Genomic DNA, 23,416 nt, shown 5'->3' on the forward strand with positions numbered 1-23,416 from the left:
TATGAATCTTACATTAAAAATATGGCGTCAAAGTGATGCTGATTCCAAAGGAAAGTTAGTAGACTATAAAATTTCTGGAATAGAAGGAGACATGTCTTTTTTAGAAATGTTAGACGTGTTAAATGAAGACTTGATCAATAAAGGGGAGGAGCCTGTAGTTTTTGATCATGATTGTAGAGAAGGGATCTGCGGAGCCTGTTCGTTACAAATCAATGGAGAACCTCATGGGCCGGATCGTTTAGTGACTACCTGTCAATTGCATATGCGTAAGTTTAACAATGGAGATACTATTTATATAGAGCCGTTTAGAGCAAAAGCATTTCCTGTAGTAAAGGATTTAATGGTAGACCGCTCTTCTTTTGAGCGTATACAGCATGCAGGAGGGTATATTTCTGTTAATACTTCAGGAAATACACAAGATGCAAATGCTATTCCTATTCGTAAAGAAGATGCAGACGAGGCTATGGATGCAGCAACTTGTATCGGTTGTGGTGCTTGTGTAGCTGCATGTAAAAATGCTTCGGCTATGTTATTTACTTCGGCTAAAGTTTCGCAATTTGCATTGCTACCACAAGGTCAGGTAGAAGCTACAGAACGTGTACTGGCAATGGTAAACCAAATGGATGAAGAAGGATTTGGTAACTGTACCAATACTGGTGCTTGTGAAATCGAATGTCCTAAAGGGATATCATTAGAAAATATAGCACGAATGAATCGTGAATATTTAAAGGCAAGTATGAAAGGATAATCACTTTGCTTTAAGTTATAAAATAGAAACCGAGGTATATGGTACTTCGGTTTTTTTATGAAATAATTTTTTCAGGATATTGATAATATGCTATTTGATATTAGTTGTTGGGTTCGATTAGCCATTTTTGGGCGGTTAAAGATGGATTTAAGCCAGTTTCTTAATATATTGAAGGATTACTCTTAATTCCACAAAAAACAATTATAGAGATCGCAAGAATCATTTCCTGAATACCAAACTTATTTAATACATGAATTTATTCATTGATTACTTGGGATTGGATAGATGTATTGTCTAATGTGAGTGTGGTATCAATTTTTTTCTCCTGATACTCTTCTATTGCAAACCCTTTTTTAATAACAACAGCATCATTTATTACAAATGGTTTAGGCATCATATTTTTATTTCTCGACGGGATTGAGAAATGCTCATTAGTAAGTAAATCATATGAGGATTCATATAAAACAAATTTCGGTAATGAGTCCTTATGAAACTGCATTTGTAATTCTAGTGGTTGATTTTTACTTACATGATAAGTAAGCAGGTTTTGACCCCATCTTTTTGTAAATGCATTATAGGTTTTGCCATCAGAGTAGTCAAAATCTACTGCTGTTTCACCATTAACTCGTAAAGCGTCAAAATTAAACAAGGTTTCGGTATATAAATCAACTCTTTGGATATCTCGCTGAGGTGCAATACACAACTCCAGATGTCTCAGGTTTCCGATTATAGTATCTTTACTGATGTCTAATTTTGGTTGACCAATACTCTTGATAGGTGCCTGATTGGCATAAGCAAAAGACCTTCTGTATTTACTTTGTAGTGTGTTTGCATTATAAGTTTCGGCAATGTTTTCTTCTGGATTGATATAATTTTGTGTCCAGGAATCAAGAATATTATCATAAGAAGCCCAAACGGCCTTATTTTGATCGGTATCCAAGATATAGACAAGACTATTAGGTTTTTGTCGTTTTTCGGTAAAGTCTGATTTTATATGAGCAGCAATAAAGAAAACTAAACTTAGAAGAAGACATAAATTGCCAAATAGTTTTTTTCTTTTGTAGAATCCAAATACTGGGATTAATGCGCCAAACAACAGTACTGACAATACAGAAGAGACAAAAAGAATCTTTAAGCCTAAAGCCACGGGAAAAGATACAATAAAAGGAGATACGATAAAGATAGCTGGTAGTGCCAAAACAACCATTAATATTGGATTAGGTCTTTTTTGCCGAATAAGAACAACTAATGATATCAATCCAAATAATGCAATGATTATAAAATAACTTGCACCTTTAAGGTATACGGCCGCCAGGGTACAAATAATTAACCAAATAAACAATGGACCTATGAGTAAACTAGCTTGATTTTTACTTTTACTAAACCGGGCATATATCTTAAAGCAAATGGCTATAGATAATAAAACAAAGACAGCAATATACTGATAGCCATTATAAGTAAATCCATGTTGAATTTCATTATAATGAGGATAGATAACCTTAATCAACTGCCACCCTCCAACAGTTAAACCTCCTGCAAGTATAAGGCATAAAAGGAAAGCACCTAATCCTACTAAAACTTCTCTGAAATCTATTCGATATGCAAATTTTCCATAAAAAATTAATCCTATAAATAAGATAATTGCAATTATCAATAAGATGTATATCCAACTAAAAGGATATTTAACAAGATTAAAAATTGGAGCATTAAAATAAATATAATCCCGATCAGATTTAAGGGTATTCAGATCGACTTCAGAAAAGTAGGAGAGTAGAGGCATGAGATAACTCCCTTGATGCTGTAATGTGTTTAGATCTAGATTTTGCCATGTGTCATTGGCTGTATGATAATCAAAATGATCATCGATAAAAGCAAAGTTGAACCCTTCGATATTCCCTTGTTCTCTTAAAACTGTAAGATCGGTATCATTAGGTAGCATTTTGTAAATGCTATAAGCAAGAGAATTAGTAACAGGATATTTTACACCAGCTTTAGAGAATTCACTAATCATTTTTCCATTCTTACCATTAGTTTCTATAAGCATATAAGAATTACCGCCACTTCCTCTGGCTTCAAAATTAAGAGCAAGTCCAACATCTTTGGCTGAGGGATGCTTTTTCATAAAAAGATTCGCCCCATTAAGTCCAAGCTCCTCTCCATCAGTTATACAAATGATAATATCATTTTTTGGAACTTTATTGGTAGCCAAATATGCTCTGATTCCTTCAAGTATAGTTGCAACACCACTACCAGCATCACTAGCACCATATGAAGAATGTGGAGAACTGTCATAATGAGACATGAGGACTAACGACTTTGTAGAATTGCTTCCTTTAATCTTTGCAATAATATTTTTAGGTTTGCCTATTGTTCCTCCGTCAGAAATAGAAATACCTTCTTGAATTTCGGGCTGCAGTCCCAGTTTTTTTAATTCATTCAGGATATATGTTTTCGTTTCTTCATGTGCAGAACTACCCAGATAATGGCATTCTTTAGAGATGTTTTTTACATGTTCTAAAGCACGAAGTGTAGAAAATTCCTGTTTAGAGGTCTTGAGATCTGTTATTTTTTGTGGTTTACTGCTGTAAAATGTGTAAGCTAATGAAATAAAAATGAGGAGTAACGTAAGTAAAGAGGGAAACTTTCGCATGTGTGAGTATTGATTTAGGCTAAAGGTAAGAAATAAGCTACAATTATTAAAAATATACCTTCCGAAATGATAATTGATGATTTCATTCAATAGTTAAAAAATGTTACTGATAAAGGTATAAAAATTAGATTTTAATTACATTAAAATTAAAGTCTAACTTGAATAAGTTGTTGTAAATCACTATATTTAAGATTCACTAAATCATTAGATATTATGGGAATAATCAGTTTTCAAGGAGCTCGCTCTAAGACGAAGAAGCAGGATGAGACACTTATAAAAGTCTCGGATTATATGACAAGAGATTTGATTACATTTAGTCCTGATCAACCAGTTATGGAAGTTATCGAGGCATTAGTAAAGCATAAAATATCAGGAGGACCTGTGGTTGACGATAATAATCAATTATTAGGTGTTATTTCTGAAGGTGATTGTATCAAACAATTAAATGAAAGTCGTTATTATAATATGCCTATTGAGGATGCTAGAGTAGAAAAGTTTATGGCTAAAAATGTAGAAACAATAGATGGTAATCTCAATATTTTTGATGCAGCAAATAAGTTTTTACAGACCAAAAGAAGACGCTTTCCTATTCTGGAAGATGGTAAACTAGTTGGGCAAATTAGTCAAAAAGATGTAATGAAAGCAGCATTGAAAATGAATAGCCAAAATTGGAGAAATCGCTAATCAATATTATCAGAAGCTAAGAATAACGGATTTAATAATTCTTATTTTTTATCAGAACCCGTTATTCTTGTTTCGAAACCATCAATACTAAAAGCATTCTTTTCTTTTTGATAATTTTCTAATCGCTCTTCTCCTTGTTTTTCAGACCAGGATTTTAATTGTGTTCTTTCTTCTTTAAAATCCATAAACGGAACAGCATATCCGCAAGAGGTTTGTACCATATCTACATACATTTCAATAATTTGTCGAGAACCAATGATCTTAGGAAATAGATGAATATAGTTATGATATGTTTCATCTTGTTTATGAAATATACTGGCAGTTCCGTATAATCTCAAGATTAAGGGTTTTGCTTCAAAAGCACAGAATAGAATAGTCATTCTATTATTTTTTATTACATGAGCGGCAGTTTCATTTCCACTTCCTGTAAGATTAAGCCAAACAATTTTGTTTGGTCCAATAACCCGAAATGTATCCATTCCCTTGGGGGAAATATTAACTCGTCCTTCATTGGCTGCGGTTCCTACAAAGAAAACTTTTTGTTTTGCTATAAATTCTTTTAATTCTGAGCTTATCTCGGTTAGTATTTTTGCCATTTTCTTAAGGTTATAATCTATTTATCCTGGGTAAGTGATTCCCAGAAAATAGGATTATTTTAATTTCTTTTTACAATCGCATAAAAATCATTCTCTAGCGGGAGGTATCCCTGATCATATATAAAATAATAGGTATTTCCGGTTTTAGTAACATAAATACTGGTAAAATGCTGAAAATCAAAGCCCATAGTCATTAGCTTTGTTTTGGTGGTTTTAGTCTTATCTTTTGGGTTTAATTCTTCAAGAATTCGATAGTTTTTGCGTAACAAGTTATTGATATTGCGTATCAGGTTTTTGCTATCCTTGTTAAGCTGATTGTTATATGCATTACGACAATAATCACTGCAGAATTTTTTATCTGCTCTACCAATGATTTTGTCACCACATACCGGACATTCTTTTTGCATTTAAAAAAGTATTTGATGTTGAAGATACAATAAATATCCGTTTACAAATGATTAATATAAGGTATTAAAAGAAAATATCTTGTGCTAATCTGTAGGTGTTGGCGTGTGCTTCTATAATGGTTTTGATATCTGGAGAATAGCCACCTCCCATAGAGCACATTACTGGGATGTCAAGATCCTTGCATGTCTGAAGTACAAATCTGTCACGTTCTGCACAACCAGACAGAGTACACCCTAATTTTCCTAATTTATCGGTAGATAAGATGTCTACACCACTCAAATAATACATAAAATCAGGTTTCTGGTCATTGATGAGTTGAGGAAGAGTTTCTTTTAGGATTCTTAAGTATTCGTGATCTTCGGTTTGATTGGGGAGTTCAATATCCAGATCTGATTTTTCTTTTTTAAATGGATAATTGTTTGCTCCATGCATCGAGAACGTGAATACAGTATCATCATTTTCGAATATTTCTGCGGTTCCGTTACCTTGGTGTACATCAAGATCTACGATCAAAACTTTTTTCACCAAATTATGTTGTAAAAGATATCGTGCTCCAATGGCTTGATCATTTAGTAGGCAAAATGCTTCACCACGATCTGTATATGCATGATGAGTACCGCCAGCAATATTCATAGCGATACCATATTGTATGGCATATTCTGAAGCTTTAATCGTACCATCGGTGATAATCATTTCACGATCAATGAGCTCTTTTGATAACGGAAAACCAATTTTTCGAGCTGTTTTGGGATCTAATGATAATTCGATAAGACTTGTATAATAGTCTTTTGTGTGGACTGTTAGAATAGGTGCTGCATCTGCGATATTAGGGGTAAAGAAATTCTCTTCTTTACAGGTTCCTTCATAAAGTAATTGTTTAGGTAATAGCTCGTATTTAACCATCGGGAATCGATGCTTTTCTGGTAAAGGATGAGTATAAATTGGGTGATATGCTATTTTAAGCATATAACTTAACTAACAATTGCCCCAGAATTCACACCATCCTCATCAGGATTTAGAAATACCAGTTTCCCTTCTGGAGTCTCTGTCATTAAGATCATTCCTTCACTTTCTACACCTCTCAATGCTCTTGGAGCAAGGTTAACCAGAACCGTTACCTTTTTACCTACAATTTCCTCTGGAGAAAAGTGTTCTGCTATACCTGAAACGATCGTTCTGATATTAATTCCTGTATCTACTTTAAGTACTAAAAGCTTTTTGGCTTTAGGCATTTTCTCAGCTTCGATGATAGTCCCAACACGGATATCCAATTTGGTGAAATCATCAAAAGTTGCTGTGTCTTTTTGTGGTTCTACCACTTTATTTTCAGCTTCGTTAGCTTTTTTAGTTGCTTCCAATTTATCTAATTGTTTTTGGATTTCAACATCTTCGATTTTAGAGAATAACAATTCTCCTTTTTCGATTTGATGTCCTGCCGGAAGAAGTACTTCTTTTGTTGCAACTTCATTCCATGTAGATTCTTGATCAAGTCTCGAAAAGCCAAGGATTGATTTTAATTTTCTTGAAGTGAATGGTAGAAATGGCTCTGATAGTGTAGCTAATGCAGATGCAATTTGCAATGCAACATACATAATAGTTTTGGTACGCTCTTCGTCTGTTTTAATCAATTTCCAAGGTTCTTCGTCTGCCAGATATTTGTTCCCTAATCGAGCGACATTTAGTAATTCCTGGCTGGCTTCTCTAAATCGATATCGTTCTATAGAACTCGAGATAACCGCAGGATAGGCTTTAAGTTCTGCTAAGGTTTGCTCATCAACTTCAGAAAAAGCGCCCGGTAATGGTATTACACCATTATAATATTTATTAGTCAATACAACTACTCGATTGATAAAGTTTCCGAATATGGCTACCAATTCATTGTTATTTCGAGCCTGAAAATCTTTCCAGGTAAAGTCATTGTCTTTAGTTTCGGGAGCGTTGGCAGTTAATGCGTATCGTAATACGTCCTGTTGATCAGGAAATTCTTCAAGATATTCATGTAACCAGACTGCCCAGTTTTTTGATGTAGAGAGTTTATTACCTTCAAGATTTAAAAACTCATTAGCAGGCACGTTTTCGGGGAGTATATAACTTCCTTCCGCTTTGAGCATACTAGGGAAAATAATACAGTGAAAAACTATATTATCTTTTCCTATAAAATGAACTAATTTGGTGTTCTTATCTTTCCAGTAGGGTTCCCAGTCTTTTCCTTCTTGTGCTGCCCATTCTTTGGTAGAAGAGATATATCCTATAGGAGCATCAAACCATACATACAGTACTTTTCCTTCTGCACCAGCTACCGGAACAGGAATTCCCCAATCCAAATCACGTGTTACTGCACGAGGGCGTAATCCATCATCTACCCAGGATTTGATTTGGCCATATACATTGGTTTTCCAATCTTTTTTATGCCCGTCGAGAACCCATTCTCTTAAAAAACTCTCATATTGATCTAGTGGTAAAAACCAGTGTTTGGTTTGTTTTAGGATAGGCTCTGCACCAGAAATTGTTGATTTTGGATTGATAAGATCTGTTGCATTAAGAGAACTACCACAATTTTCGCATTGATCACCATATGCTTCTTCGTGACCGCACTTAGGGCAAGTACCTACTACAAATCGATCTGCCAGAAATTGATCAGCTTCTGGATCGTATAACTGTTCTGATGTTTCTTCAATAAACTTACCGTCATCGTATAATTTTTTGAAAAATTCTGAAGCGGTTTCATGATGAATAGGAGCAGAAGTTCTTGAGTAATTATCAAATGAAATTCCAAAATCATTAAAAGACTTTTTAATGATTGTATGGTACTTATCTATAATTACTTGTGGTGAAACTCCTTCTTTTTTAGCTCGCATAGGGATAGCAGCGCCATGCTCATCACTACCACAAATAAAAGCAACATCATTGCCAGTCATTCTAAGGAAACGAGAGTAAATATCTGCTGGGATATAAACCCCTGCAAGGTGACCTATGTGAATAGGGCCATTGGTATATGGTAAAGCTGCTGTAATTGTATATCTTCCCGTCGTGCTCATAATGCTAAAAAATAAGGCACAAAGGTAATAAAAACACTTGCAAAATATAACCCTTGCATCATCCAATTATTTTGAATGAATGCAAGGGTTACATTAATCTATTTTATGAAATCAAAATTGATTTGCTATAATTACCATTATTGGTCTGAATCTGATATACATAAGGGCCAGTACTTAGCCTTGTATTTGCAGATAGTTTTACATCAATAACATGTTCTCCTTCTGTTAACACCTCATTTCTTAAGGTAGCTACTTTTTGTCCTATCACATTATAAAGTGCTATATCTACATGAGTGGTTTCTGGATTTGCAATATTTATATAGGTTTGACTGTCACTATAGGTAACAATATGGGTGATTCCTTCTCCATCGATAGGGATATTAGGATTAATACCAGAACAATTGAACCCTAAGTCTAAGGATTCAAAGGAGCCATCCAGAAGGACTCTTCCTACTGTGTTTTCATCAATACATAACCAATCTTTCATTACAGTAGCATAAACCTGCCTGAAATCTGTAGTGTTAAATACATTACCCCCGCGGGTTAAGTTTGATAAATCAGGATGTTCCCCAGCAAAACCGTTTCCGTTAAGGGCAGAACCAAAAAACATGGTTGGTGCTGCAGTACCATGATCTGTTCCCAGAGATCCATTTTCTCTAAATCGTCTGCCAAATTCAGACATAGTCATAGTAAGTACTTTATCATCCCATCCTGCTGCGGTAAGATCTTTATAGAAGTTACTTATGGCTTCAGAAAATGAATTAAGAAGCTCCTGGTGTCTTTGTATTTGATTGTTATGAGTGTCGAACCCACCTAAAGTCACTAAATATACTTTGGTTCCTAGGTTTCCTTTGATTAACCTGGAAATAATACTTAATTGTCTACCCAGGCTATCATCGAGATACCCACCAAAATCAGTAGATCGTTCGTATGCTGCACTAATTACATCGGCATAAGTAAATGTAGTGTTTGTAACTTCTCTAAGATGTCTTACTCTGTCATCATAAGTACATTCTCCAAGACCATCTGTACTATACGACGTCCCGTTCTCTGCAATCTGTAGTAATCTTCTAGGATCAGAAACGGCAAAAGAGAAATCATTCTCTGGCCCTTTAAAAATTAGGTTCCCTATACTTCCTATCTGTATAGAAGGAGGGCTGGCTGGTGGGTTAAAAATATAATCGGGGTAAATTTCCTGAAAATATCTTCCCATAAAACCAGTTCTATCTTCTTCTTCTAAGTTGGTATTGGCATAGATATCAGAACCTCTAAAGTGAGATAAAGATGAATCTTCGTAACCTACACCATGAACGACTCTCATTTGACCATCACCCCAAACACTTTCTAATTTGTTCATTGGTTTTGGCATAGCATAATCATCATCAAGCGTAATGAATTCACTTGGAGGGATTTTTATAAGAGGTCTGGCATTGGCATAAATATCATAATCATAAACAGGTATAATGGTATTAAATCCATCATTACCTCCTTGAAGTCTAACAAGAATTAGAATATTGTCATTTGGTGCCTGGCTAAGGGCTATTGATAAAGGGGAAGGTCGTGAAACCGAAAGGGGTGTGTTCCCCAACATCATTGATCCTCCACCAACAAGGCCTAATGCCTGAAGGAAAGATCTTCTGTTCCATTTTATATGGTCTTCTGTATTACAAGACCCATCTTTTTTTATATTCTGGGAGTGATTAGTTTCGCACATAAGATTTTTATTTAAGTTGGAATTCAGGGATTTCTGCAATGTAATCTAGTAGAGCAGCAAATTGCTGAGGTACTTGAGGAAAACCTAAAGTCCACGTACCATCTTCATAATAATTGTCTGGGATACCATCAATCTTAAAAGCTCCTAAAGCTTCTGCAAAAGTAATGGCATCACCAATCCCTCTTGGAAAGAAATAATTTAGAATAGTTCTTACCACAAGATCTACATCTGCAGTAGATACTAGTAGATTTCCATCGCTTTGTTCGCCGATTGGCATTCCTACTAAAAAATCTCTAAATTGTTCCTGATTTTGGCTCCATGTTCGACTTACAATATATCGAATACTTTCCCAGCGACCGATCAATAAATCGGGGCTAATCCAGTCGTCATCACCTTGCCAACCTTCAACATCTATTGGGTTTAATACGTCTTGTCCCAATGTGCGTACTGTATTTCGGTAAAAATCGATATGATCTACATCTGCAGGTAGCGCAAATCCTAATTCATTAAAAAAACTTATGTTTAAATCACAAGGGCTTTTGATAATTGCCCCTATAGCTTCTATATTAAAAAAATGTTCACTTTTAAATAATTGGCGAAGTACTGCTGCTATTTGATAACCGCTTGTAATAAAAGTTTGCACCATTTGAGCAACAATAGCATCATTACAAGTAGGGCTTACAAAATAGGTGTACAGTTTTGCGCAAATAAAAGTTGCAACTTGATTACTTCTTTGTTGAAATAAAATATTAACAACATCGTCATAGGTCCAGTTTCCGGTTTGACCGAAAATAGTTTTGGAGTCATTGCTAAACTGTGCTGGGTCAAAAAGAACATCTCCCCAGGGGATATCATTTGTATTGACATACCCGGTTAGCGCTTTTGCTGTTTCCTGAATATCATCTTCTGTATATGCATTGTCTACACCAAGAGTAAAAAGCTCATATAGCTCTCGGGCATAATTTTCATTAGGTCTATCCCTTATATTTTCATCGCCGTTAAGATATACCAACATGGCATTCGATATACCTATATCGTATACAAAATCCCTAAAATTCCCCAATGCGTGCATTTGAAGAAGGTTATAATATTGAGATTGATATGCGGGGCTGCGATAGGTGTCATCTTCGGTGACAAAATGATTGCTCCAAAACAATGTAAGACGCTCTCTTACCTTATTTTGGATCAAATCATTTATCATTTGATTTTTTCCTTGGGTTCGATAGAACCCTATATCGTTATTTGGGTTAGCTGTCTCGGCAGCTTCAAATTGATCTCTATTCCATAAACCCCATGCTGGAGGGGGAGTGGCATTTAGAGCAATAGCATCATCAATAAGCTGATCAACCAATGCAGAAGGATTGTTTTGAGCCAAAGCAGCAAGAACCTCTGCTTTTGATGCTCCAAAAGCAATTCTACGATACAAATGATTTATTTTGCTTACGTTCCAGGGGTTTCCTGGAGAAGGCACATATTCTGCTAGGGAAGCAAGATTACATGAAGTATCCGACATCATAGGCAATAGGGTTTAAAAGTAGAGTAACGGGGACAAAATTCCTTACAATATAATAGATTATAACGAAAGTATTTGTTAATTAGTATTGTAAAATAGAAAAATTAAGAAAAATCATAGGAAATAGTTACAGCTACCTGTAAAATAAATGCTTTTTACAAAGAGAATTCTATTAGACTACAATTTTTTTAAAAACTTATAACTAAAATGCGAAGGCCCGATTTTGTTAAAACAGGAGATAAAATAGCTATTGTTTCTACTGCAAGAAAAATTAACCTAAAAGAAATAAAAGAAGCTATTGCAATATTAGAAACATGGGGGTTAGTACCTGTATTAGGTTCGACAATAGGGAAAGAAAATAATCAGTTTGCGGGATCAGATCAGGAACGAGCATCTGATTTTCAAAAGATGTTAGATGATAAGGAGATTAAGGGAATATGGTGTGCAAGAGGAGGGTATGGAACTGTAAGAATCATCGATAAAATTGATTTTTCAAATATGTTGAAATACCCAAAATGGATTATAGGATATTCTGATGTTACTGTGCTACACTCTCATCTACATAAACTAGGTATATGCTCGTTACATGCGCCTATGCCAATAGATATCCATAAAGGAACAGAAGCGTCGATAGCCTCGTTAAAAGATACTGTTTTTGGTAAAAAAGTTAAGTATAACATTCTTTCTTCTAAAAAAAATATTGTAGGAAGCTGTAGAGGTAGGTTAGTAGGAGGTAACTTATCTATTTTATATTCTCTATGTGGTTCTGCATCTTCTTTGGACACTTCGGGTAAAATTTTATGTATAGAGGATCTTGATGAGTATCTTTATCATATCGATCGTATGTTGCAAAACCTTAAACGTAATGGGTATTTCGACAATTTATCTGGATTGATTGTTGGAGGAATGACCAAAATGCATGATAATAATGTTTCCTTTGGTAAAAAAGCTAAAAGGATTATTCTCGACATTGCGCAGGAGTATGATTTTCCGGTAGTGTTTAATTTCCCAATGGGGCATGTTGAGGATAATAGAGCTTTGATTATGGGTGCAGAAGCTTTTTTACAAGTCGATAAGGATCAAGTAACATTAGAATATATATAAGTATGGCAGAACATAATGTTCTTGGTAAAAAAGGAGAAAAAATGGCGGTTGATTTTCTTATCGAAAAAGGATATACTATTCTAGAAAGAAATTATAGGTATCTGAAACATGAAGTTGATATTATTGCCAGAAAAGAGAATACTGTGGTTGCAGTAGAAGTAAAGACGCGAAGCACACCCGAATTTGGTAATCCTCAGGATTTTGTAAAACCTAAACAAATACAATCTCTGGTTAAGGTCATTGATCATTATGTTACTGACCAAGATTTGGATGTAGAAGTACGTTTTGATATCATCGCTATTATAAAAAATAAATTGGGCACCAGGATAGAGCATCTGGAGGATGCATTTTATCATTTTTGAGAATGTTGTGTCTTTATAAAATTTGTAATCCTTGAATATGAAATAAAGAGGAAAAACTCAGTAATTAAAAAAAATAAGGGGCTTATAAAATGGCCCCTTAAATTATTTTATAATTTTGGATTGGGGTTTGTCTATTTAACAACAAACTTTTTTATTAAACTTCTTCCTGACTTAATAATATATATGCCTTTTGCTAAATCGGAAATATTAATTTCAGAAGCACTTTGTGTAGAGATTTCTTTATGAATAATTCTTGTTCCCTGAATGGTATACACATCTATATCTGTTTTTCCTTCTATGGCATCATTTATTCGAATATTTAAAATACCTAACTCATGATTTGTATACAGAGATAAATTTGTCTGAATATCGTTTTTATTTTTTACTGTTGAAATAGAAGTAAATTTAAGCCTTTGGTTATTACCACCATGATACTCATAAATGCCAACATTTGCGTTATTGTTTACTCCAAAGGCATCTATGGACTTCTGACTTCTAGAATCTATAACTTTATAAATATTTGGGCCAAGCGAATTTATTTTCCACTTTTGATTTGGCCCTCCGTGATATGTGTATAGTCCTATATTGTCACCATTGTTTTGTCCAAAAACATCCAAAGATTTTTCGCTATTTACATTTATAATTTTGTATGTATTATTACCTAAATTGGTTACTTTCCATTTTTGTAAATCGCTACCATTATAGTTATTGATTTGAACATTAGAACCATTAGAATCTCCTTGAGCAGTCAAAGCTTCTCCATTGTGCTCAAAAGTGATTTTGTAAGTACCACTTGTAAGAGTACTATTATCGACAGTTATAGAGTGTTTACTTATTCTTCCTAGGATGTCTTCTAGTATAATTTCTACAACACTTCCTGAAGAAGCCGATATCGATGAAGATCTAGTTTCTGGGGCAATTACGGATTTTACGATGTTACCATCTACTTTGATTGTATACTTAAATTGAGGAGTTGAAGATACAGGTACATTCCATGAAATATTTGTGGAAGATGCGGATTGTATTGAAAATGAAATAGTAGGATTTGAAGGTGTAGAATTTGTGTCGGTATTAAAGGTAATAGGAGGATTACTAGAAAAACTTGGAGATGTATTTCCTCCACTTTGCATAAAATAGATTCCATCATCGACTCCTGCATCTACGGCGTTGGTGTAATTGGATGATCTAGGTTCTACATTTCGATTATAAGTACCTTGGTTCATAGGCACCCAGGTTCCATCTGTTTTTCTTTTAAAACCATCTTTCATTTCAAATCGTCTTTTATGCATTCCGGTACTAAGCCAGTCTTCCAAAAAGGCATTTGTAGTGCCATTAAATGTCACATCGCTAACTGGATAATTCATTGTGACCATATGATACCATTTGTTTTGAGAATCTCTACGAATCCAAAAACCAAAATATGTGTGAGAACCTACATTCCAACGACGAGTTACTACGGTATTCCATTCATTAAGATTCCATCCAATAGTAGGATTCATAGATTTTAATCCCGTTCCTTCACCTCCAAAATTTTCAACAATTGTACCGGGGCCAACATAGTCGGCAGTAATAGTCTGTCCATTACTAGGATCCCAAATCGAATAAATAAAGACATGTCCTTTATCTGGGGAATCCTGAAAACCACAGTATGCCCCTCCTTCACTACCGGCATTCCATTGCATTGTACAATAATAAGTAGCGTTGGTAGTGATGGTAGACCTTACGGTCTTCATAAGGATATCACCTGAGCCATTATCGTTGGCTCTAAAATGAGAAGACGGAGCAGAGTTTTGCGCAGAAGAAAAATTAATTATCGAAATTAAAACTAAAAAGAATATTGTGTTTTTCATAATATAAAGATTGTTAAGTGTTAGTTGGTTTTATGAAGACATTTTTTATGTTCTGATGTTGTTCAAATATCCTTATAATGATTTAGTAACATGTGGATATTTTGGTCATATACCTCTAGATTTTCGGAATTTTGTGATTAGAATCTTAATACTATGATTTGAAAAAAGACATATACTAGCTTAAGTAGATTGTATTAAGCGCTTGTCTTGATTGAATATATCATTGTGGAGTAGAAGGAGATAGGTTTCTATGAGTTAGAATAGAGTACAGCAAAGATCTTTACTAAATTAGTGTCCTAAATATATTTATAAAATGATTTTTTGAGGTGTGAATATGTACATTCGGTCGAAAAACATTTGATAATACGATAGTTTTGTGTGAAACTAAATTACTTCTGTATGCAGTCTTTTGAGTTAATCGACCTAATTGTATTTTTAGGTATTAGTCAGGGAATATTTTTGGCGATAGTGATTCAGGTGATACAGAATAAGAATAGATTTGCTAATAGAACATTATCTCTGATTTTAATTATAGCTTCGATAATGTTAACGGGTCGATTTTTCTATACTATAGAGACCGATAACGAAACCTTCTTTAGACTGGCGCTTTTCGTAGATATACTAGTGTTTATATTTGGTCCTTTATTATATCTTTATTATCGAAGATTAATATTTAATGAAAAATCAAAATACATATTACACTATACATATTTTATTCCTGCGGCAGGAATGTTAGTATATCATTTTTGGACGTATCAATTTTCTTATAATGAATTTGTTTTACTAGTTCAGAATGGTAGTCTTACACTATCTTTTTTAATTATAGAGGCAGTTGGAATTCTCTTCAACTTATATCTTGGATATCGATGTTTTCGGTTATTAGGGGTGTATCAAAAAGAAGAAAAAAACAATTTATCATATTCTCAAAATCTAGCAAGATATCTTAATACGATTCTAATTACAGGGGGCTTGTTTTTATTGTTATGGATAATAAGCTTTATATTGGGTTATGGCTTTAACATATATTCCTCGTTTTTAAGCTACAACTCTATATGGATAGTGGTTTGTGTTTTTGTGTATATCATAGGTTTTTATAGTTTAAAACAACCTGATATTTTTAGAATGCCTTTATCTATAAAAAAGCATTTTAAAAACAAAGAACGACTTGATGATGAAATGATTAAAAAGTTAGAGACTAGACTAGAAAAACTCATGGTAAATGAGAAAATTTATTTGAATCATAAGCTTACTCTGGTTGATCTGGCAAAAGGATTAAATACATCAACTAATAATGTCTCCTGGTTACTCAATAACATTCATAAATGTACTTTTTATGATTATATCAATACATATAGAGTGAAAGCATTTGTAGAAAAAATTGAGAATGATGAACATCATCATCATACACTCCTCGCATTATCAATGGACTCTGGATTTAACTCTAAGTCAACTTTCAATAAAGCATTTAAAACAGTTATAAAGGATACACCAAGTAATTATATCAAGAAACTAAATACCATGTAGTGTTATCTTGATATACTAATGATGAATACCTTTTAAAAGGAAATTATCATAGTATACTTTCCTTTTTTAAAGTACGATATGATCCATTCGGTCGAAAAGTATAAGATAATGTGATAGTTTTGTAGCAAACAGTAATTATTTGTTAATGCAATCTTTCGAATTTATTGATCTTATACTTTTTTTTGGAATTAGCCAAGGTGTTTTTTTAGCGGTTACTCTTCAGATTATTAAGAATAAGAACAAAGCAGCAAACAGAATACTTTCTGTAATGTTAATGCTTTCTGTTTTTATGCTTTTGGGGAGAATGATTTTTTTTAAATTTTTGACTGTAAGATTGTTTCAATGGTCTATCCTTATTGATTCGGTAATTTTCTTATTTGGGCCGCTATGTTATATGTATAGTAGACGATTGATATTTTCTAAAAATGATGCATTTAGACTCTCATGGTTTCATTATATACCTGTTGGTTTTCATCTTTTATTTTCGTTTTACATTTTTTCTTTTCAAGTAGATGATTTTTCAGATAAGTTATTGTCAGGATTTTTTAGAATACCTTTTTTGATTATTGAAGGAGCAGGGATTGTTTCTAATCTATACTATTGGGTTCTTAACGTGAAAATTTTGAAAACATATATTCGTAAAGAGAAAAATCATGTTTCTTATACTCAAAGTTTGGTGTCGTTTTTCAAATTTTTTCAAATTTCAATCTTTATTGTTATTACGGTTTGGTTGATCAGTTTTACCTCGATGAATTTTTTTAATTATTCTATAAAGTTTATTAATTATAACTCGGTTTGGAGTACAATTTCGGTATTCATATTTGTGATCGGATATTATAGTCTTAAAGAACCAGAATTGTTTAGGATACCGTTTCAAAAAGAAAAAACAAAATCACAGCAACGCATACCTCAAGATCAAATTATTTCTATAGGAAAAGAACTAAACAGACTCATCGAAAAAGAAAAGATTTTTCTAAAATCTGATTTAACACTTCGCGACCTCTCTCTAAGATTACATACATCTACTCATAATATTTCATGGTATCTCAATCATGTATCAAAAAGTAGTTTTTATGATTATATCAATCATTTTAGGATACAGGAGTTTTTATCAAAGATTGATAATAATGAACATCTTCATCATACCATACTCGCCATTGCTATGGAAGTTGGTTTTAATTCGAAATCTACTTTTAATAAGGCCTTTAAATTAGAGGTTAAGGATACGCCAAGAAATTACATTAAAGGATTAAAGGCCGCTTAAAATAAGTGTGAATTGATCCAAACCGTCGATTTTTATGAAGTGCCTAAATACTTTAGAGCAAACTTAAAAATCATTCAACATGAAAACATGTATTAAACACGTTAGTATAAAAGCATTAATGCTTTTTGTTTTATCCTCAATATCAATCACACTAATTTCTTGTTATGGAGATGGGATTGATCCAGACCTCGAGGTAGAAACTGTAGTTTCTCCTTTTTTTGGTAATGATGCTGTTAGTGTAGATAAATACGGCAATATTTATGTCTCAGAGTTTGGTCAGTTTGCAGGAGCAAATGGCAATGGAACGAGAGTTTTTAAAATATCCAAAAATGGTGATGTTACAGAATTTGCATCGAACTTAACAGGTCCATTAGGGAATGCAATTGACCTACAAGGTAATCTGTATGTTGTTAACAGCAGTGGTGGTGGATCAGGAGATATTCTTAAAATTACATCAGAGGGAACACAAACAGTATTGGCGGCCATTAGTGGTTTCCCATCTGGGCTAACTTTGGATCATGACAATAATCTATATGTGTCAAATTTTGGAACCCCGACGGTTCATAAAATCACTACAGAAGGAGAAGTAACCGTGTATGCATCAGACCCTAAATTAGCAGGTGGTGTAGGGATTGATTTTGATCGTAAAGGAAATTTAATTGTTGGCAATTTTGGTACGGCAGATATTTTATCTATAGACCCAGAAGGAAATGTATCTCTTATTACGACTATTACCGATGCCGTGGTTAATGGTTTTGGAATTGGGTATATAACTGTTATTAGAAATACGATTTTTGCTACTGGTATTGGAGTTAATAAAATATTTAAAATTTCTATGGATGGTACAGTAGAGGAGTTTGCGGGTACCGGAGATGCTGCTCAAACCGATGGATTGCTTAAAGAAGCATCGTTTAATGGTCCTAACGGGATTACTTCTGACCCATTGGGTACGGCAATTTACATATCAGAATTTGGAGGAACAGGAGGAGTGAGGAAAATTAAATTTTATTAAAATTATTACAAAATAGATGTCAATAGGTTTGATTGTATACAAAAGGTCGATTTATGATATAAATGCAACATAAATTTGGGGTAGATTATAAAATAACCACTTAGAACTATATAATATGTGGTTAATATCAAGTCGATCAATATCATTAATTATTCATCTTAAAACTATATCATTATGTTACAATCAATTTTAAATCAAGAAGGTGTACAGGCACTAAACAAACATCAGCAAAAATCAGTTAACGGAAAAGGAGGAAGAAATTCTCCTTGTCATTCTGGTAACGATTGTGATTTTGGTTTGGTATGTGCAGGTTGCTATTGCAGACCAATTGGTGGTGCAATTTGATAAAAAAAAGCAGTGAGATTAATTCAATTTTAAGTAATGTTGGGTATTTAAAATTAGTAAAGGCGAGAATCAATTGATTCTCGCCTTTTTCACTTTATTCTACATTGTAATTAGGTGCTTACGCCATTTCTTTTATGATGCTTAAGATGAGTAATAAAGCTGATAAGATTAGACTTTTCATAATGTTATGGTTTATGGATAAAAAGATGTATTAAATCATATACGTATTTAAAAAGATTTGAAGGAGATTCGGTTTTGTTTATTAATAAAGAGATTGATGCATTGTATTCTGGGAATAGTACAAAGATTGATGTTGCTCCTGTTGCCATACCAGCATGATGAAATATCTGAACTGGATAGTTGTCTTTAAAAACAGATTCTGACGCATGACTCCGCCAACCAATGGCATAACTTTGCTCATTTATTTGTCCATTTGTTAAGGCTACTGGTTGTGTAAGGGATTGTACAGTTTCTTTGTTTAGAAGTTTATAATTTAGAAATGCATTTCCTAAGGTAACAAGATCTGTTGGGCTTGCTATAAAACCACCGCCAGCCCATTTATTGCTATTGTTTACTTTGTAAACTTCTTTGTATTCATTGTTTTCAACTTCATAGAATTTTGATAGATTTTCTATTTTGGAAGAAATTTTTTCAACATCAATACCTATACTTAAGGGCTTAAATATATAGGTTTTCATAAAATCAGGAAAATCCATTTTTGCAGCTCCTTCAATCATTGCACTAAGCATGGTATAGTTATAAGTACTATAGCTAAAATCTGTACCAGGAGAGAATAATAAATCATCATTATTGAATACAGCGACACTTTTTTTGATATTAGGGTATTCATCATTGTTGTAATATTCCCAAATAGGGAAACAAAAACAGGTTCCGTAGTTACGTATTCCTGATGTATGAGAAGCAAGTTGTTTTAATGTTATTTCAGAAAGACTTTTACTTGCATATGGGACAAATTGCTTGACTTTAGAATCAAAACTGAGTTTCCTGTTTTGGAGAAGAACTCCTAGCCCAATTGAAGTCACCGCTTTTGAAGTGCTTCCTATTCTAAATTTTGTTTCTGGACTTGCTTTTATTTTCTTCTTGAGGTTTGCATAACCAATGGCATTAGCCCAAACTATTTTTCCGTTTTTACCAACAGCAACAGAAATTGCAGGTGTTTTTATATGAGTGAATATATCTTCTAGAAGACTGTCCGCTTTTTTTGAGATTGAATCTTGATGTTGTACTACTGGTTGTAATTTGGTGATTTTAGGAAAAGAAGACCATCCAGAAGTATGAACAAAAATTGGCTCTAATAGATAAAATAATAATGGGATAACGATTACCAAAATAGATATGATACAGATTTTTTTCATATTGGTATTTATTTAAAATTTGATATAAGAATTTCTGTCATTGAATAACAATTCAATGATTTTATAAAATGTTTAGAACATATTTTTAATGGTTAACCAAGAGCAATTTCCTTTTGCTTTGCTTTTAGGATTTGAGAAACTTTATATAGTAGGATGATTTCCAGAATTATTGTAGGGGTAAGTAAAACCAATCCAATAAGAGATAAAATGATGGTCGCCATAAAACCATAAGTAATGATTTCAAAAATGCCCGTTACAGTGGCAAGTGTTCCTAAGCCATTTTTCAGACGTAATACCGATATTCCAAATAGTATTCCAACAACGCCATAGGTTACTGCTTCGGCTCCAAGAACGAACTGATAATCAAAATCAACAATGTATAGTGATAGAATATCATAGATATAAAATAATACTCCAATAAAAATAAAAATGAATGCAGTAATCCGTAATAGGTAATTTTTAAAAATTTTCCCGGTGAGGATGAATCCTCTTGTAAATAGAATAACCGAAGCCAGCATGCCTATTTTTAATATGATATAGGCAATGTTATTTGTAACCATTAGATCTTCAGTGTATCTGTAATAGTCTACAGTGATTTCTGCAAATCCAAGAATAAAATATACAATCCCACTGATCCACGCGATAGAAAGTTGTTTGATTAGAAAACCAACTTCTTTACTATCATCTATATCGAGAAGAAATAATTTTTTAAACTCTTTAGCTACTCGAGATTCTTCTGTTTGTATTCTTTCGAGGTCATAATCCAGTGCTGATAAAATAGTTTTTATAGTATAACTTCTTGGAGTTACTTCTCCTGCTTCAATACGCTGGATCGTACGAACACTAATATTACATTGTTCTACCAGCTCTTCTTGGGTAAATCCTTTAGATTTTCTGAGTTCAGAAATTTTTTGACCTAATTCTGGCTGTTTCATGATTTGATTAATTTTCATTTTGTTCAGCAATATTAGTTCTCAGAAATAGGTTCTCAAATTTTTTAGCTTGTATTTCACCCGACATTCACCCGACAATCCAGGTATAGTAATACTTCTCAAGGATTTGTAAAAGAATCTCTAGAATCCGAAATATAGGAATTATTCTATTGAATGTGTTATGATTTTTTTTAGAAATTACTTTTTATAGATAACATACTTGTGTTTTTAGGCACTTTTGAGGTTGGAGATAGTGGCTAGGTATTGATAGTAATTCCTGTATGTTTTGGGAAAGTGAATTTAGATGTATTGATTATTGGTGATGTAAGGCATTGGCGGTTATGCAAATTATGGATTGATTTTGAATACAGATTAAGAACATTTAAGAAGTACTATGCTGTTCTAATTTTTAGTGCCCTTAGATAACTTTTAACTTCAATGTACATTGCTTCTTTACTGTATACATCATCAATATTATTATAGCAATGATATCCAAAAGAATAATTCATAGAAAATTCTTCTATATCGATTAATTCTGGATTGTTTTTATAGTTTTCTATTTCTTCTGTAAACCTCTTCTTTAGGTTTGAATAATTTATTGCATATAGTTTATTAGCATTAAAACCATCTATCAATTGACTAACTCGATTATTTATCTTTTGTAGTTGTTTCCAGGAATCTTTTAAAAAACTAAATTCTTCTCTTGTGTTCATAACCAATGTTGGATTATTATTATAACGATGATAAAATTAAAAAATATATACCTCGTTTAAAGGTATTTGTCGGTAAAACACATTAAAACTATCGTTAAAGTGTTATTTTTTATCGACGGATGGTTTTTGTGATATGACTTCTGAGAATTACTTCCTCGGCTTTAATATACTGTATGATACGAACACTAATATTAGATTGTTCTACCGGTTCTTCATGGGTAAGTCCTTTGATTTTATGACCTAGGTTTTAACTGTTATATGATTTGATCCATTTCCTTTATCCCCAGCTCCCTAAGATTCATGTCATATAAAAGTATTGAGCGAATTTGGATAGTAGAATTTTTTAATAATAGCAAATACAAGGAGTTTGGTAGTTTATTAATATAATGATTACAGAAGTCCTATTTTTCAATAAAAACTTAATATAAGTTTTTTAAAAATAGGTTTTCTTTATTTTTACACTTTAAAGTGGTTTATGTTTTTTTGGTTCTAGCAAAAAAACATAAACCACTCCTTTTAACAATTGTGTTTTCGGGACTTTAATTTTTTAAAATTAAAATAGTATCATAAAATGAACTACAAATCAAAAACCTTAATTATTGTCATAATTCTTTTTACCTCAGCACTTGGGGTTTCTCAGGTAAGAGTTGGGAATTTTTCACATATTAAAAATAAATTTAAGAAATTAAACAATAAGGAGTTAAAAAGGTTTACGAATACCCAAACAACATTTGTTTTTCCTAATATTTTCCCTAAATCATCTTATGAAAATATCCTTAATCAGGTTTGGGATATAACCCCTTATAAAGTAGTCTACGAAGATGATTTTACAGGGGATGACTTAGAAATTGACAATGCTTTGGCCAGATTTGAAATTATGGAGCTTGAAGTAACTACGCAATCAGGGATGATGAAATCGTATAGTTTTACCTGTATAGATTTTGGTGTTATTGACAAAATTAAAAAGAAAAAGAAAAACAATGTTTGGAGCATATCAAGAGTAGGTGCAATTTATTTTACACCAGATATCAAAATAAGGCAGCAAATAGCAGCACCATTTAGCGCAGGAGAAGTTGTTGGTGATTTTATCAATTTTAGATTAGGGTATTTAAAAAATTATCTACAATTAGTAAATAAAAATTTAAAAAATGAAAGGCCTGTTGATATTTATGATGACTATGTCCTCCCTGAGTTAAAAGATCTTAAAAATCATACTTTGTATATAGATTCTAATCTATTATACGGGTATGATGGCTTTTTTGGATTAGAAAAAAAGAACCCAGAGATAGAAAAGTTAATGCAAGATTATCCTTTTAAATATGAAGTAGTTAAATACGATACACTAGAAGAAAAAATCTTTAACGAAAAGAAAGATTTCTATTACTTAATGTATAATCAGATAAATTATAATAAAATAATAAACATTGTAAATGGAAAAACAGGAAATGCAATTTATCAAGAACACACTAAAATGTCCTTTAATATAAAACCTAAAGATTTTAAAAAAATTAGTTCTAAAATAAGTAAACTGAACTAATCCCGTAAATAAAAGGGAATGTGAAGAGTAATAGTTTAATTTCTAG

General features: G+C 32.8%; 20 protein-coding genes. 9 read left to right on the plus strand and 11 right to left on the minus strand.

Translation table 11 applies throughout. The features are described 5' to 3' along the window. Window position 1 precedes the first annotated feature (1 nt). Window positions 2–748 carry a succinate dehydrogenase/fumarate reductase iron-sulfur subunit gene (locus DG435_RS14415; RefSeq protein ID WP_106792856.1) on the plus strand — a complete coding sequence of 249 codons (747 nt, stop codon included), beginning with the start codon at window positions 2–4 and terminating at the stop codon, window positions 746–748. A gap of 256 nt (window positions 749–1,004) precedes the next feature. Here the strand turns inward: DG435_RS14415 and DG435_RS14420 are convergent, their stop codons facing one another. Next, window positions 1,005–3,398 (minus strand): M28 family peptidase, encoded by a 2,394-nt coding sequence (locus DG435_RS14420; protein ID WP_106792855.1) that lies wholly within the window; start codon window positions 3,396–3,398, stop codon window positions 1,005–1,007. Window positions 3,399–3,611: 213 nt separating this feature from the next. Between DG435_RS14420 and DG435_RS14425 the strand changes: the two genes are divergently transcribed. Next, window positions 3,612–4,082, plus strand: a complete 471-nt coding sequence (locus DG435_RS14425; protein WP_074405531.1) for a CBS domain-containing protein — start codon at window positions 3,612–3,614, stop codon at window positions 4,080–4,082. 41 nt (window positions 4,083–4,123) lie between these two features. Here DG435_RS14425 and DG435_RS14430 read toward each other — a convergent pair whose 3' ends face one another. From DG435_RS14430 to DG435_RS14455, 6 genes are all read right to left on the minus strand, one after another. Beyond that, window positions 4,124–4,678, minus strand: a complete 555-nt coding sequence (locus DG435_RS14430; RefSeq protein ID WP_106792854.1) for a pyridoxamine 5'-phosphate oxidase family protein — start codon at window positions 4,676–4,678, stop codon at window positions 4,124–4,126. Between the two features lie 59 nt (window positions 4,679–4,737). Then, window positions 4,738–5,085, minus strand: a complete 348-nt coding sequence (locus DG435_RS14435) for a DUF2116 family Zn-ribbon domain-containing protein (RefSeq protein WP_106792853.1) — start codon at window positions 5,083–5,085, stop codon at window positions 4,738–4,740. 64 nt (window positions 5,086–5,149) lie between these two features. Further along, entirely contained in the window at window positions 5,150–6,052 is a 903-nt protein-coding gene (locus DG435_RS14440) for a histone deacetylase (RefSeq protein ID WP_106792852.1), read from the minus strand. 5 nt (window positions 6,053–6,057) lie between these two features. Continuing rightward, on the minus strand, window positions 6,058–8,124 hold the full coding sequence (gene metG / locus DG435_RS14445) for a methionine--tRNA ligase (RefSeq protein ID WP_106792851.1): 2,067 nt from the start codon (window positions 8,122–8,124) through the stop codon (window positions 6,058–6,060). 103 nt (window positions 8,125–8,227) lie between these two features. Further along, window positions 8,228–9,838 (minus strand): DUF1501 domain-containing protein, encoded by a 1,611-nt coding sequence (locus tag DG435_RS14450; protein ID WP_106792923.1) that lies wholly within the window; start codon window positions 9,836–9,838, stop codon window positions 8,228–8,230. A gap of 7 nt (window positions 9,839–9,845) precedes the next feature. After that, window positions 9,846–11,354 carry a DUF1800 family protein gene (locus DG435_RS14455; protein WP_106792850.1) on the minus strand — a complete coding sequence of 503 codons (1,509 nt, stop codon included), beginning with the start codon at window positions 11,352–11,354 and terminating at the stop codon, window positions 9,846–9,848. A gap of 204 nt (window positions 11,355–11,558) precedes the next feature. Between DG435_RS14455 and DG435_RS14460 the strand changes: the two genes are divergently transcribed. Continuing rightward, window positions 11,559–12,455 (plus strand): LD-carboxypeptidase, encoded by an 897-nt coding sequence (locus tag DG435_RS14460; RefSeq protein ID WP_106792849.1) that lies wholly within the window; start codon window positions 11,559–11,561, stop codon window positions 12,453–12,455. Window positions 12,456–12,457: 2 nt separating this feature from the next. After that, the gene (locus tag DG435_RS14465; protein WP_106792848.1) at window positions 12,458–12,817 is read left to right on the plus strand and encodes a YraN family protein; all 360 of its coding nucleotides are present in this window, start codon (window positions 12,458–12,460) and stop codon (window positions 12,815–12,817) included. A gap of 131 nt (window positions 12,818–12,948) precedes the next feature. On the opposite strand, the gene DG435_RS14470 is transcribed toward DG435_RS14465, so the two are convergent. Next, on the minus strand, window positions 12,949–14,667 hold the full coding sequence (locus DG435_RS14470; RefSeq protein WP_106792847.1) for a DUF3472 domain-containing protein: 1,719 nt from the start codon (window positions 14,665–14,667) through the stop codon (window positions 12,949–12,951). A 399-nt stretch (window positions 14,668–15,066) separates the two neighbouring features. Here DG435_RS14470 and DG435_RS14475 point away from each other — a divergent pair, with 399 nt between their 5' ends. The 4 genes from DG435_RS14475 (at window position 15,067) to DG435_RS25580 (ending at window position 18,812) form a co-directional block, all read left to right on the plus strand. Further along, window positions 15,067–16,191, plus strand: a complete 1,125-nt coding sequence (locus DG435_RS14475) for an AraC family transcriptional regulator (RefSeq protein WP_106792846.1) — start codon at window positions 15,067–15,069, stop codon at window positions 16,189–16,191. A 145-nt stretch (window positions 16,192–16,336) separates the two neighbouring features. Next, complete coding sequence (locus DG435_RS14480) at window positions 16,337–17,455, plus strand: AraC family transcriptional regulator (protein WP_106792845.1); 1,119 nt, start codon at window positions 16,337–16,339, stop codon at window positions 17,453–17,455. Window positions 17,456–17,534: 79 nt separating this feature from the next. Next, window positions 17,535–18,467 (plus strand): SMP-30/gluconolactonase/LRE family protein, encoded by a 933-nt coding sequence (locus DG435_RS14485; RefSeq protein WP_106792844.1) that lies wholly within the window; start codon window positions 17,535–17,537, stop codon window positions 18,465–18,467. Between the two features lie 174 nt (window positions 18,468–18,641). Then, complete coding sequence (locus DG435_RS25580) at window positions 18,642–18,812, plus strand: hypothetical protein (protein WP_159025600.1); 171 nt, start codon at window positions 18,642–18,644, stop codon at window positions 18,810–18,812. Between the two features lie 185 nt (window positions 18,813–18,997). On the opposite strand, the gene DG435_RS14490 is transcribed toward DG435_RS25580, so the two are convergent. The 3 genes from DG435_RS14490 to DG435_RS14500 all read right to left on the minus strand — a co-directional run bounded on the left by DG435_RS14490 (window position 18,998) and on the right by DG435_RS14500 (window position 21,833). Further along, entirely contained in the window at window positions 18,998–20,188 is a 1,191-nt protein-coding gene (locus tag DG435_RS14490; protein ID WP_106792843.1) for a serine hydrolase, read from the minus strand. A gap of 92 nt (window positions 20,189–20,280) precedes the next feature. Continuing rightward, a complete protein-coding gene (locus DG435_RS14495; protein ID WP_159025599.1) occupies window positions 20,281–21,123 on the minus strand; it encodes a helix-turn-helix domain-containing protein in 843 nt (280 codons plus the stop codon). A gap of 389 nt (window positions 21,124–21,512) precedes the next feature. After that, entirely contained in the window at window positions 21,513–21,833 is a 321-nt protein-coding gene (locus DG435_RS14500) for a hypothetical protein (RefSeq protein WP_106792841.1), read from the minus strand. A gap of 571 nt (window positions 21,834–22,404) precedes the next feature. Here DG435_RS14500 and DG435_RS14505 point away from each other — a divergent pair. Continuing rightward, on the plus strand, window positions 22,405–23,370 hold the full coding sequence (locus DG435_RS14505; RefSeq protein ID WP_106795100.1) for a hypothetical protein: 966 nt from the start codon (window positions 22,405–22,407) through the stop codon (window positions 23,368–23,370). Window positions 23,371–23,416 lie beyond the last annotated feature (46 nt).

Source organism: Aquimarina sp. Aq78 (assembly GCF_900299525.1).
In the GTDB taxonomy this organism is placed as follows: Bacteria; Bacteroidota; Bacteroidia; order Flavobacteriales; family Flavobacteriaceae; genus Aquimarina.